Genomic DNA, 12,662 nt, shown 5'->3' with positions numbered 1-12,662 from the left:
ATGGGGCCAGAGAAATTCAAAGAGCTCTCACAGCACTTAGAACAAATTATCTCCCAAAAATCTCAACAAACTTTAGAGGAAGCCCTGATTAGGACAACAATTAGCAAATATTACTACTATATTTTTCTGAAACTCCGTGAGGAAATCCTTGATGCAGTTAAAGATGTTATAAATGCACTCAATAACCAAGAATCTGAAGAGATTATTAAATATAAACAAGACCTTCTTTTGTTAGAGAAACTTTTAACACCTTCACTTCCAAATCAACCAAAGAAACATAAAGATAACGTGCACCAAGTAATACAGAGATTTATAGGGGAGTTCGCTGGAAAAACAGTTCGAGAAGCCCTCTTCAGGCTAAGATGGTATCGTAACCTTGCAGATTACCACTTAGATACGCCAATTACAGTTGAACTTCAAAAAGGGGCCCCCATAACCGTAGAGTTTAAACCCGAAGAAATATTATTAGTCAAAAGAGACTTAAAAACAATAGAACGCTGGTTCACAGAGATCAAATCCACACATAGGTATCCAATCCATAAAATGTTGAAATCCAAAGAAGCTCCCAAGAAAATAGAACGAGTAATCTGAGACTTTCTAGTGAAATTTCCAAAGCCAAAACTAACAAACTGGTTTTTATATAATTACCGCTGTTTTTGGAACTTCATAGCAGGAAAAAATTCCGCAAACCCTATATACCATTGATATAACACAATCTGTATAAAAGTTGTATAAAAGTACGTATTCAAATAATTACACGTGAACCCGGAGGGTGGTCGGGCTTGACAACAAAAAACACAGAGTCACAAGTCATCGAGCCACTAGCGAAGTTTCACGCTGAAGTCGACAAATATGGTAGGTTTACTTTGCCTAAAATCACGAGGAAACGATATAGTATAGAGCAAAGCGATTTTGTAGAACTAATAGTTCGTATTATTAGAGACAATGTTGTTTTAAGCCGGGTACATGTATTTGTTCGTGTGGCAAAAGATGGAAAAATCTATCTTCCCCAAAAAATTGTCAAGAAATTCAACATAATCCAAGATGATATTCTCGAAGTATTGTTAATCAGGTACTTTAAAATTGACGACCTCCTCACCGAAGAGGCCCGTAATATTAAGCACTTGTTGAAAAATAAATATGAAATTCTAACGGCTACACAGGAGGCAGAGATCCTCTCTACAAATGTTCAAATAACCTCATCTACTAAACGTGAAAATTAAACATTGTTCAATTTTTTTGGATCTGATATCCGGTCAACAAATTTCTCATGAAGACTTGTTGACCCCATATGTATAAAGGCGAAGTTTAGAAAAAATATCAATAAGAAATTTTTCTATAAACGTGTATAACAACCTCCTCAACTGGCAATTCCAACTCCATGTCGACTTGTCGATCAGGCGAGCGATCAAGAGAGACCACTAGTTTTCTATTATCCTCAACATAAAATAGCAAAGGATCAAGTTCAATGTAGTCTTTTGGCATATGAACTGTTCCAGAATATCCCCTCTCAGACGCGCAAACCACCTCTATGTAAAACCCATATATAGGATGATCATCTTCGTCTTTGAAGTCCTTGTCTTTCGAAACTCTTGCCCTAAGATATAAAACCCGTGACGATTCCTTGAAGGCTTTCTTAACAAAGTTGTCTAAAGCGTCAATTATATCCTTATCAGCTCCCTCCCACAAGGACACAACAAACCTATCACCACTGAATTCAAACCCTACCATCCCAAATCACCTCCTCACCTTATACCTTCCCGGCTTAACTTGATTAGTTAAAATCCTCTTTCCATATCCTCGAGCAAGTTTAAATAATCTCTTACTTGAAAAAATATTAAACTTTTGCCACTCAAAAGCGCCCAATGTCGAACAATTTTTCGTAAGGCATATATATTATATAGATTATAACAGAATTTGGTTATATGCCACTAGGAGGCATCAAGGCATGAGTAGGCAAGAAGAAATAATAGACAAATTTGTCCAGTTTTTCAAAGAATACTTGGATGAAAACGAGAACCTAATTTACCTTAATCAACTGACAAAGATCTTGACTACTTCTCCAAAACATTCAATGGAAATAAATTGGGAACATTTAAATGCATTTAATCCAGAGCTCGCTGAAGAACTTCTTGAAAATCCAGAGGATGTTATTTTGGCTGCTGAAGATGCCATTCAAATAGTCATCCAAGAAGAATTCTTTAAGAAAAACTCTCCAAAAATTCATGCCCGCTTTTATGAGCTACTCAAAACATATTCCGTCAAAGAACTTGGGATTAAACATAGAAATAAATTCGTCCAAGTTGAGGGAATCGTTGCAAAAACAGGAAGAATAGATATATTCGCTCCAAGAATAGCCTTTGTGTGCAAAGACTGTGGCAACATAATGATTAGAATTCAAAAACCGTTTGGCAATGCAATAAAACCAAAGAAATGTGAAGCTTGTGGGGGTAAAGAAATCGAAATTGACACTAATGAAAGCCAATTTTTAGACATCCAACAAATTTGGATACGTGATCCCTCAGATAAGAGAACAAAAATAAAAGCGATTCTGTTGGACGATTTAGTAGATACAGTATCCACCGAGGATAAGATAATAGTAACCGGAATCCTACGTCTAGTATCAAAAGAAAAAAGATCTCCAATCACCTTTGAAAAACTCCTAGAAGTCAACCACGTAACCAAACAAACCAAAACGGAGGGACAAAAATGACAAAAGAACAAGATGTCATTGAGCCTATAGTAAAATTTCATAACAAGTATAAACGTTAAGGGCCAATTAGTCGTCCCTGCTAAGAATCGGGAAATATTCAACTTGAAAAAGGAGACTTGCTTGAAGTTATTGTAGGATCATTTGAAGTCGTCGACAATAAAATAAACACACTAAAAAGACCTATATTGTAGTGAAACTTAGTTCTAAGGGTTTAATTACAATCCCTGGAGAAGTTAGAAACGAGTCAGAGTTATCTTCAGGTGATATTGTTGAATTGATTGTTGTTCAAGTTTACAAACTTAGAGACATACTTGGAGAGCGTACAAAAGTTTATGAATATTTAATAACCAAAGGTTATAAAGTCACCACACCGGAAGAAGAATTGGTCGGTGTTATGAACGAGATGGGCATTAACAAGTCACAATTCTGTTGAAGAATTGCGAGATGGGTCTTCTTGGGTGAGGAAGTTCCACAAATCATCGTGAAATTAGAATGGTGCGGTGGCCGGGATTTGAACCCGGGCCCGCGGCGTGGCAGGCCGCTGTCCTAGGCCAGGCTAGACTACCACCGCACAAGCTCGGTAAATAATCAATTGTAGACGCTTTATAAATCTTTCGCCGAAATGTTATTAAATACCTCCGCTCTCCCTTATCTTTCTTCTAATGTTGGGGTCTCTATCGGCTATTCTCTTCAAGGCCTCTTCAAAGCTCATCCACTCGGGCACCTCTTCATTGAGATAAATTCCTGTTCTTCCTATCGAGTCCCTTCTCGTGAGTATCTTTACTCTCTCCTGAACAAGCTCAATGCTCACCCCAAGACTCTTTGCAACTTCGCTTTCTCTCCCTACAACCTCCTTCTCTATGTGCCCTTTATCTGTAGGGAGTATTAGAATCAGCTTCTTATTAACTCCAGGAACTCTTAGATCTGTCTTAACTCCCCAAATATCGACCATTCCTCCCCATTTATAAAATTCAAATTCTCTGTCAGTAGGATTGATAAGAGGGAAGGTTACCGTTGTCTCTTCATCAATCTCAATATGGCCCTTTATTAAATGCCATGGAGTGGCCATCACAATCCTTCTGTTGTGAAAGGGGATACCTTCTAGACTGAGTTCAATCAAAAAACTTGAGACCTTATAGGGGATGATTATATCTATATCGCTGTCTTTTCTCACGTCCCCTCTGGCAACGCTTCCATAAACATGGGGATCAAACTGTTCTAGCCTTTCCATTATTTTTAATGCCTTTTCCCTTTTCTCTCTTAAAATTGCCCATTTTTTAGGAGAATAAACCACTTCTCTCTCGTCCCACACTCTCACAACTTTTTCTCTTGGCATGCTTAATGATTCGTGTAATTCTTTTTAAGTATCACCGATACTTTTTAATAACTCCACAGTAATTGTTGAAAGGAGGTGGAAAAATGCCAGTACTTGGTATTAATATTACTAAAGTAGAAATGGAAAAGCAGGGAGGAATTGCAAGTAAAGTGGAGATTAACCTTTCACCAAAAATTGAAGAGGTAAGATTGGGAGAGATAAAGACTCCCTCAGGTAAGGTAAACGGTATCGAAGTCCTTTTCACGTATCAAATAGGTTATAGGCCAGATATAGCCCGTGCTTTGATAAGTGGCATGGTATTTTACCTTCCACCACAAAAAGAGAAAATTGATGAGATACTTGACAACTGGGAAAGAGATAAGAAAGTTCCACCAGAGATGTTTGCAGAGATTGTGAATTTCATCACAAACGAGGTAACACCGATGATAATGCTCATCTCAAAGGAAATGCGCATTCCATATCCAATTCCAGTGCCTAGGGTATCTATAAAGCAGCCTTGATTTTTTCTTTTTGCCTCTTTCAAAACACTTATAAAGGCAATGTGTTACCATTCTTCGGTGGTTGTGATGAGGGGGGATTTACTTTGCTTTACCCAAGTCAGCTCTTCAGGTCTTTAATGCCTTAGAGGATAAGCCAATATCTTCTAAAGAGCTAGCAAGAAGAACCAACCTTTCTGAAAGGACCGTTCGATATGCATTGAAAATTCTGAAAGAAAATGGGCTTGTTGAGGAGATATTTTTCTTAAGGGATGCCCGGAGAAGAGGATATAAACGGAAGAAACTCACTCCGGGCTGAGGCCTTCTACTTTCTGAAGGCCTTTTTTAATTTCTGGATACCTGGTCTCAAAAACAAGTTCTGCTATTTCAATTGCTTGGGCATAGGCTTCTCGTTTTGCGTAGAACTCCATCTGCTCCACAAACTCTAGGTAGTTTTTACTTTTCTCTTTAGCTGCCAGATAGAGCATTAAGGCTCGCCTTATGTGGTACTTGTGTTCCAATGTTGTTTCAGCTTCTACCATAAGGCTCTTGTATGCTTTAAGACCATCTAGGAGTTTATCAATTCCAAATAGGGCCTCAGAAAGCATTAACAAGCCTTCACCAAGTTCATCCCTGAACCTAGCTCTTCTATACTCTTCCACAAGTTGGTAGAACATTTTGGTTGCATTTAGTCCTGCAAGCTTTACCCGGTGGGTGTTGCCAGCCAATAAATACGAATACTCTGCATTTAGGAGCATTCTTGCAGTGGAGTAAAGATCCCCCTTTGCATACCAGTTTTTGCTGGCTCTTTCATAGTTTCGCCCAGCGTCTTCCATTAGCTCCATGAAATGAGAATCATATCCAAAAACATCTTTCACAATAAATCCAAGCCTGAAGAATGTGTCACCGGCTTTCTGGTACTCTTTTTTGTTTACGAATATTTCTGCCCCCTTTCCAAAAAGGTCAAGAAGGATGCTTACTGTGTCCTCTATTCCTTCTCTATGGTGAATTATTTTGTAGTATCTGCGGGCAGTTTCATAGGATTGGATGGCTAGCTGAATATTTCCATTTTTGAGTTCAGTATCTCCCAAGTTTTGATACATAGCTCCGAATTCTTTGGCATACTTTTCAAATTTCTCCTTTTCACCTAGGATCTCAAATATTCTTAGAATATTAGAACAGAACTCATCGAGGAGTTCTAAGTTTGGGGTCTCGGCCTCAATCTCTCGTTCTAAAATATCTAGATAATAATAAGCGCTTTTGAGAAGGAAGGGCCGAGCATCTTTTATTCCCTGGGGATTAACATTGAGGATTAAATCTCCTATGTATCTATACATACGAGCAGCATCTAAGAATCGTTTTTGTAATTCATACTCTTTCGCAGATTTTATCAGGAGGTTTATTCCTTTTTTAAACTCTCCTTTAGTTATCATGGTTTTTCCAGCTAGTTCCAGCTCTCCAGGACTAGATCTTATTATACCTGTGATCAAAGGGGCACCCCCGATAGTTTCTGATTTAGCATATGTTTTTCTACTTCAAAATATTTAACAATTTCTCCCATGTACAATTGGATACTTTAATAATTGTAAAATTTTCGAAGAATTAGACTTTTATGATTCTGTAGCCGGCAGCTTTTTTAAGCCTATTCATCACGGCCAGGCCTAATCCGCGTTCTGCTATTCCTTCTGCCAATATTATCTTCACTCCACTTTTATCAAGCTCTCTAAGGGCTTTGAATAAATTGCGAGCTATTTCCTCTTCACTCTCGCCTATGTTGAAATATGCATCTGCCTCATAGAAATCTCCTGTTGCCATAACGCCTACTTTTATTCCTTGCTTTTTATATTCATCAATAAGATCTTTGATCTTCTTAATAACTCGTTCACGTTCGCCATCGATTATTATTACTTGCGCCTCTGGAGCGTAGTGTTTGTATTTCATTCCTGGAGCTTTTGCAAGCTCTACGGCCTTTCCTTTGACTGCAGGATGTATTTTAACTTCGCCGATGATGCTTTTTATTCTTTCTAGAGGGAGGCCTCCTGGCCTTAGGAGCATTGGGGGGTCGGTTGTGAGGTCTATCACGGTAGATTCAACGCCGATTTTAGTTTCTCCTCCGTCTATTATGCACTCTATTTTCCCATAGAAGTCATCGGCTACGTGTTCTGCTAGAGTAGGGCTAGGTTTTCCACTAATGTTTGCAGAAGGTGCGGCAATTGGTCGGCCACTTGATTTTATCAATGCAAGGGCAATTTCATGAGCAGGCATTCGTATTGCAACGGTGTCTAGGCCTCCTGTGGTAACGTATGGAACTTCCTCTTTTTTGGGCAATACTATTGTTAATGGGCCGGGCCAGAAGTTTTCGGCTAAAATTTTGGCTCTCTCGGGGACGTCTCTTGCCAGTTCATAGATCTGATTAAAATCTGCTATGTGTATTATAAGAGGGTTATCGGGGGGCCTGCCCTTGGCTTTGAATATCTTTTTCACAGCGTTATCATTAAGAGCGTCTGCTCCAAGCCCATACACGGTTTCAGTAGGAAATGCAACTAACTTAGCTTCTTTAATAAATCTCGCAGCTATCCTAATTTTCTCCCAGTCCACCCCTTCTCGCATGTTTATTATTATCGTCATATCTCTCACCGACAAGCTCTCTATATCTCTCTTCAACGGCCTCCCCAATTTTCTTCCAATTGTATCTTCCACTGATAGTGTTCCCTATTTTTCCCATTTTTAAAGCTTTTTTATTTGGCAATAAAGAATCAACTTTTTTCACAAGCTCCTCAAAAGTCTCAAAGGTATAACCATTTTTGCCCTCTCGAATAAGTTCTCTTATGCCACCTACAGCCCTACCAATAACGGGTACTTCAAGGGAATTGGCTTCGAGAACAACTAACCCAAACCCTTCTCTCGCAGAAGGAAGAATTAAAAGTTTGGTTTTTGAGAGAATTTCCCCAATGTCTTCTCTATATCCTAGGAATTTTACATTTTTAGGCGCCTGTTTTTCAAGCTCCTTCCTTAGTGGCCCGTCTCCAACAACTAGAAACTTCTCATTTGGAAAATGTCGAGCAAGTTTTATGAATGTGGCAGGGTCTTTATACAGGGTCAAGCTGCCAATAAAAGTGATATATTCTCTTTTCAGATTTTTTCTTTTTAGGTTTTTTATCGCATTGGGGATTACTTTTACTTTGTTTGCTCCCAGTGCTAAAGCCCGCTTTTTAAGATAGTGACTTACCGTTATTGTTAGGTCGCTCTTTGTCAAACTTTCCTTAACAAAATATCTTCCAAGAGGGAGCTTAGACATAAAATCAAGATCACTCCCGTGAGCTGTGATAATAAGCGGAATTTTTAATCTGTTTTTTGCAAGTACCCCTGCATAACTTGTGGTTCCAACATAATGGGCATGAATAATATCAAAATTGAATTTTTTATGAAGTTTGATGGCCTTAACAGCAGCAAGAAAAGTGAACAGAATGCCTCTCAAACCAAAAACTTTTGGAACAGTTACTTGGTGGACGAATTCTTTCTCAAACTCTCTAGGAGTTATTGGTCCATAGGTTATTATGTGAACTTCATGTTTCTTTCTTAATTCCTTCACTAGACTCTCAGTATGAGTGGCAATGCCGCCCTTGTGGGGAGGATAATGGCCGATTATCAAAATCTTCATGAATAAAAAATATGGAAGAAAAGTAAAAAGCCTTTCTATGGCCTACCCCTACCTCTTCCAACTGGTAGGTTTATTTCTTTCATCTTCCCTCTTCCTTGCATGAAAGCATCTCTGAGCATGTTTTTGGCTTGTTCAATGAGTTCTCTTGCACCCTCATAATCTCCTGCTTGTATTGCATTTTTGGCTGCTTCTATTTTTTCGCTTATTTCAGTTACGTCGATTCCAGCTTTTGTAAGAACCTTGAGTTTAATCTCAAGCTTGTAGACTTCCCTTTCGAGTTGTATGTCTACTTTAGCATGCATGACGTTTCTCCATTCTTTTCCTGCCAGTCTGATAACTGCTTCAGCGTGGGCTTTGGCTGCTATTGCCTGGCCATATGCTTTTCCATAGTTACCTTCGTTGTAACTCTCTTTTGCTATTTGTATCTCTTTTTCGGCGAGCTCCAAAAGCTTTGTAGCACTTGGGATTGTTAAGTTATCTAGTATCTCTTTTGCAGTCTCTGTTCTGTTAATTGCTATTTCTATGGCCTCCCATGCCATCTCAGGAGTTATTCCAATATCCTCCTCAGTTATATTTCCATTCTGAACCCTTTCTCTCACGCGCTCTCTTATCATTTCAGCAGTTTCATTGTCCATTAATGGGCTCTTGATTATTATAACAGTCTTTGTTTTGAGTAATGTTCCGATTATTTCAGTTTGGTTGGTTAGATTCTTATCTACATAAATAACAAATTTCTTTCCTTGGATACCTTTTACCTGTTTAATAGCTCCAAGATCCCTTCCATGAGCGATGACAATCTTAATATTGACGAATAGTTCTGGGTACTCTTCTAGTGCATATTTAATGACCTCAAGATTGGTCTCATATCGGTCTTTACCATACCATCTTACATAGGGTATTCCCAACTCACTTAAGTCTGTCTCATACTCTTTTGGAACTGCGTCGGGTCCTCCAATAATTATCACTTTGTCTGGTGCATAGCTCATTATCTCTGCAGTTACGTTTGTATCGTAAACTCCCCATGTAGTCACGACTATTGTTGCATTTAAAATGCTGGCGAGATCTTCCGCAAGTGCTGAATCTGCTTCGTTGTCACTTACAAGTATAACTATTGAGAGTGTTGCCTGTGCTTGTGAGAGGGGTATCATACTTGCTAAAAGCAATATCCCAAACAGCCAAGCAAATCCTTTTTTCACCATCATGGTCTTTCACCTCAATTATAATTAGTGAAAACCTACTATTTAAGCTTTTTTCATGAAATCGTCTTGTTTGGTTTTCGTTTGTTCACTTTACTTTTATGAGAAGGGTTTTTACTGGTGAGAAGGTTAAAAAAGGTTTAAAATTGTTTATCTTTGTTCAAATACCTCATTAAAGACCGTTTCTGCAAACTTGGAAAGTTTGAGCCCTTCTTTTTTGGCAATCTTCTCTAAGAGTTTTTGAGCATTGGTTCCGTATTGGCAGGCCTTTTTCTCTCTATATGCCACTTCTTTGGGCAGTCCTAGTTCAAGGGCCACTTCTCTTAGGATGGCTTTTCTTGTTCCATTGTGGATCTTATATTTCAGAGGTACTCTAAGTGCACTTTTGACCATATTAATGTCTAAAAATGGGAATCTTCCTTCTACGCTGTTAAGCATGGCAATCTTATCATCCCTTGCGAGGTTTTTCTCCCCCATTTCAGTTAGGTCCTTTTCCATAATCCTTGGATTGGTGAGATATTTTGCGTATCCACCAAAAAGCTCGTCTGCACCTTGTCCACTTAAGAGTATTTTTGTTCCGTCTTCGCTTGCGAGCTTTGTTGCGAAGTAAAGAGGGATACCTATTGCAAGATTCATGGCATTCGGCTCCTCTATGGCGAACATAACCAAAGGCACGGCATCTCTCACATCATCGAGGTCAAAAACGTATTCTTTTAACTTTAGACCTAATTCCTCACTTACCTTCCTTGACCACTCTAAGTCTGGACTCCCCTCAGCTCCTGCTGTGTAAAGAGTAACTTCCTTTGAATACTTGGATGCGAGAATGGCTATTAATGAACTGTCTAAGCCCCCTGAAAAGAGAACTCCTACCTTCCTACTACCTCTTAAGCGAATTGAGTAGTCCAAACTTCTGGTTATGCTCATTTTACTGGTGCTGTAGTCAAAGAAGCTTCCCTTCATATCCAAAACATTGAAAAGCTTGAACTGCTCAATTTTTCCGTTGGAAATTCTTACTAATTCTCCTGGTTTTACTGGAATGGCATTTTCTCCTATACTCCATAGTACTTTCTTTTCTGAGGCAAAAAACCCATTAGGAGAATAATACAATGGCCTGACCCCTATAGGATCTCTGAAGAGGTAAATATCTTTTTTATCTGAGAAGGCCACTGCGTAATCTCCATTTAAACTCCTCATTAGCTTCTTTACAGCTTGTGGTATTGGAGTATTTTTTTCAATTAGGAACTCTAGAAGGCGGAGGATAACCTCAGTATCCACATCGCTTTCAAATTCAACCTCTCTGTTTTCCAAAAACGCCCTTATTTGGTGGTAATTGTAAATCTCGCCATTGTGGACTAGGATGAATTCATTATAAAAAGGTTGAGTGAAGCTTTTTGATCCAGTCATCGCAAGACGACATTGTAAGAGGCCAATTTTACCATCTGGAATCTCATTAATTTGAGAGAAGTCTTCACTTTTTAATACTCCTTCATTAGTCCATATTCCAAAAGAATCTCTCCCTCTATGTTTTCCAGAATTTATCATGGTTGTTAATTTGATCTTGAGGTTTTTTCCCATCCCACCAGCTATCAAGCACATTATTCTCACCAGCCTTTCTAAGAGAGAAGAAGCTAAAAACTTTCCCTGTTTCTTTCTGAAAAGGGGTTCATTTTTCTAGGGTAATAAATGAACAAAAACTTGTCTGCGATGTAATTTGATGAATCTCAGGTCAAGTCCCCGCAGGTGCAATAATGCTCATAAGCTACAGTTTCGAGGTCTTCAAACCCATCTCTCCTTTTTGCTGAGAGGTATAGGACTCTAACAGGAGGAGATACTTCAGATAAAATCTTACACAATTTGTATGCTAAAAGTGATTGCATGGACGTTTCAAGGTTTAGACGAGTCGAGAGATACTCAACATCTTCTAGATACTTTTTAATTTCTGTTAAATTCTCAAGGAGATCCACTTTGTTAAGCCCTGGGATTGTTGTGGTGCCAAGTCGGAGATCTATCATCAAGGTGAAGAATTTAACAAAACAGTAGTCGTGAGGTTTCTGGAGTATTGTTGGGTCGAAAAGATAAATGACAAGGGGATAAGGCATGTTTTCCATTAACTTAACCCCAAATTCGTGAAATAAGAATGTTTCCATCTGTCCGGGGGTGTCTATCAACACATAATCGTTTTCTTTCTCGAGTTCCAGTATTCTAGAGAGGTAGTAGCTTACATGGGCCATCAGTCTATCGTAGCTTTCTACTATGGCTCCGTTGGGCCCATATCCTTCTTTCATAAGTTCTTCAACGGTAATGTGTTCTCTGACATCAATGTCTGCTTTGTATGGAATCCTCTTTACGCCTGTGTCCAGATTAACATAGGCAACTTTCTTCCCATTCTCCACTAAGTACCTTCCAAATTCTGCCGTTAAAGTGGTTTTTCCACTTCCTGCTGTTCCCACAAAAGTCAATATCACTTCCTCCACCGTTATAATTCTTCTTCCGTTTTTATGAGATTCCTTGCAGTTTCAATTATTGCTCGGCTAGCCTTTGTATCTGGGTCATAAACTAGCACTGGCATTCCACTAAGGGCCGCCTCTCTAACTTTTGGGTCCTCAGGGATAATTCCTAGGAGGGGGAATTCCATTATTTCTTCAGCTATCTCGGGTGAGATCCCATTTTTATGAGGTTCATAACGATTAAAAATGAATCCTAGAACATTTTTTCCAGCCTTTTTCAAAATTATTCCAACTTTCATAGTGTCGCTTATACTGGCTATCTCAGGGTTTGTGATTAATAATACTTCTTCTCCACTTAACATCGCGCTCATAGCATCCATCTGTAATCCTGCAGGGCAGTCTAAGAGCACGTAATCAAATTCATCCTTTATTTTTGGAATAACTTCAGGTAAATCTCTTGGATCTGCCTTAGCAACATGTTCCCAGTCAAATGCCCCTGGAATCAGATATACAAATTCATATCTGGTTGTGTGAATTGCCTGTTTAATGTCTATTTCTCCCATTAGAACATCGTGAATAGTTTTGGTTGTATCCTCCAGTCCAAAGTGTAGAGTTAGATTTGCCATTGTTAAGTCCGCGTCTACGGCACAAACTTTTTTTCCCAGCAAGCCCAATGCCATGGAGAGATTGGCTATCATTGTTGTTTTTCCGGTTCCACCTTTTCCAGAGGCTACTGCGATAATTCTTCCCATAATCTTTCCCCCAATAAAATTCCTACTAAACCTTTATGAACTTTTACCAAAAGGTTATAAACAGAGAGGTCAAGTTGAGGC

Annotated in this window: 15 protein-coding genes and 1 tRNA gene; 6 read left to right on the top strand and 10 right to left on the bottom strand. The window is 38.9% G+C overall.

Translation table 11 applies throughout. The features are described 5' to 3' along the window. Together K1720_RS10235 and K1720_RS10230 are read left to right on the top strand one after the other, a co-directional pair. A complete protein-coding gene (locus tag K1720_RS10235) occupies nucleotides 1–591 on the top strand; it encodes a hypothetical protein (RefSeq protein ID WP_251949111.1) in 591 nt (196 codons plus the stop codon). Nucleotides 592–782: 191 nt separating this feature from the next. Then, a complete protein-coding gene (locus K1720_RS10230) occupies nucleotides 783–1,223 on the top strand; it encodes an AbrB/MazE/SpoVT family DNA-binding domain-containing protein (RefSeq protein ID WP_251949110.1) in 441 nt (146 codons plus the stop codon). A 97-nt stretch (nucleotides 1,224–1,320) separates the two neighbouring features. Here K1720_RS10230 and K1720_RS10225 read toward each other — a convergent pair whose 3' ends face one another. Continuing rightward, complete coding sequence (locus K1720_RS10225) at nucleotides 1,321–1,731, bottom strand: hypothetical protein (RefSeq protein WP_251949109.1); 411 nt, start codon at nucleotides 1,729–1,731, stop codon at nucleotides 1,321–1,323. Nucleotides 1,732–1,948: 217 nt separating this feature from the next. Between K1720_RS10225 and K1720_RS10220 the strand changes: the two genes are divergently transcribed. Next, complete coding sequence (locus K1720_RS10220; RefSeq protein WP_251949108.1) at nucleotides 1,949–2,713, top strand: minichromosome maintenance protein MCM; 765 nt, start codon at nucleotides 1,949–1,951, stop codon at nucleotides 2,711–2,713. 190 nt (nucleotides 2,714–2,903) lie between these two features. Beyond that, on the top strand, nucleotides 2,904–3,146 hold the full coding sequence (locus K1720_RS10215; RefSeq protein ID WP_251949107.1) for an AbrB/MazE/SpoVT family DNA-binding domain-containing protein: 243 nt from the start codon (nucleotides 2,904–2,906) through the stop codon (nucleotides 3,144–3,146). A 60-nt stretch (nucleotides 3,147–3,206) separates the two neighbouring features. Here the strand turns inward: K1720_RS10215 and K1720_RS10210 are convergent. Together K1720_RS10210 and K1720_RS10205 are read right to left on the bottom strand one after the other, a co-directional pair. Beyond that, a tRNA-Gly gene (locus K1720_RS10210) sits at nucleotides 3,207–3,284 on the bottom strand. A 57-nt stretch (nucleotides 3,285–3,341) separates the two neighbouring features. After that, nucleotides 3,342–4,049: a nucleotidyltransferase domain-containing protein gene (locus tag K1720_RS10205; protein WP_251949106.1), complete on the bottom strand. Its 708-nt coding sequence runs from the start codon at nucleotides 4,047–4,049 to the stop codon at nucleotides 3,342–3,344. Between the two features lie 83 nt (nucleotides 4,050–4,132). On the opposite strand from K1720_RS10205, the gene K1720_RS10200 reads away from it, so the two are divergent. Together K1720_RS10200 and K1720_RS10195 are read left to right on the top strand one after the other, a co-directional pair. After that, the gene (locus K1720_RS10200) at nucleotides 4,133–4,549 is read left to right on the top strand and encodes a VHS/ENTH/ANTH domain-containing protein (RefSeq protein WP_251949105.1); all 417 of its coding nucleotides are present in this window, start codon (nucleotides 4,133–4,135) and stop codon (nucleotides 4,547–4,549) included. Between the two features lie 76 nt (nucleotides 4,550–4,625). Next, nucleotides 4,626–4,844 (top strand): winged helix-turn-helix domain-containing protein, encoded by a 219-nt coding sequence (locus tag K1720_RS10195; RefSeq protein WP_256468528.1) that lies wholly within the window; start codon nucleotides 4,626–4,628, stop codon nucleotides 4,842–4,844. On the opposite strand, the gene K1720_RS10190 is transcribed toward K1720_RS10195, so the two are convergent. The 7 genes from K1720_RS10190 to minD all read right to left on the bottom strand — a co-directional run bounded on the left by K1720_RS10190 (nucleotide 4,831) and on the right by minD (nucleotide 12,581). Beyond that, entirely contained in the window at nucleotides 4,831–6,015 is a 1,185-nt protein-coding gene (locus tag K1720_RS10190; protein WP_251949104.1) for a hypothetical protein, read from the bottom strand. The genes K1720_RS10195 and K1720_RS10190 overlap by 14 nt on opposite strands. Nucleotides 6,016–6,127: 112 nt before the next feature. Next, nucleotides 6,128–7,153, bottom strand: a complete 1,026-nt coding sequence (locus tag K1720_RS10185; protein ID WP_251949103.1) for an L-threonylcarbamoyladenylate synthase — start codon at nucleotides 7,151–7,153, stop codon at nucleotides 6,128–6,130. Then, nucleotides 7,104–8,186 (bottom strand): glycosyltransferase family 4 protein, encoded by a 1,083-nt coding sequence (locus K1720_RS10180; protein ID WP_251949102.1) that lies wholly within the window; start codon nucleotides 8,184–8,186, stop codon nucleotides 7,104–7,106. The genes K1720_RS10185 and K1720_RS10180 overlap by 50 nt, the downstream gene beginning before the upstream one ends. A 35-nt stretch (nucleotides 8,187–8,221) precedes the next feature. Further along, nucleotides 8,222–9,388 carry a cell wall-binding repeat-containing protein gene (locus tag K1720_RS10175; protein WP_251949101.1) on the bottom strand — a complete coding sequence of 389 codons (1,167 nt, stop codon included), beginning with the start codon at nucleotides 9,386–9,388 and terminating at the stop codon, nucleotides 8,222–8,224. Between the two features lie 144 nt (nucleotides 9,389–9,532). Then, entirely contained in the window at nucleotides 9,533–10,978 is a 1,446-nt protein-coding gene (gene asnB / locus K1720_RS10170; RefSeq protein WP_251950719.1) for an asparagine synthase (glutamine-hydrolyzing), read from the bottom strand. A gap of 125 nt (nucleotides 10,979–11,103) precedes the next feature. Beyond that, nucleotides 11,104–11,847: an ATP/GTP-binding protein gene (locus K1720_RS10165; RefSeq protein WP_251950717.1), complete on the bottom strand. Its 744-nt coding sequence runs from the start codon at nucleotides 11,845–11,847 to the stop codon at nucleotides 11,104–11,106. An 11-nt stretch (nucleotides 11,848–11,858) separates the two neighbouring features. Beyond that, nucleotides 11,859–12,581: a cell division ATPase MinD gene (minD, locus tag K1720_RS10160; RefSeq protein ID WP_251949100.1), complete on the bottom strand. Its 723-nt coding sequence runs from the start codon at nucleotides 12,579–12,581 to the stop codon at nucleotides 11,859–11,861. Nucleotides 12,582–12,662 lie beyond the last annotated feature (81 nt).

Source organism: Thermococcus argininiproducens (assembly GCF_023746595.1).
Classification (GTDB): domain Archaea; phylum Methanobacteriota_B; class Thermococci; order Thermococcales; family Thermococcaceae; genus Thermococcus_A; species Thermococcus_A argininiproducens.
Note: the sequence above shows the minus strand (reverse complement) of the source record. Positions and strands in the feature narration are given on the sequence as shown.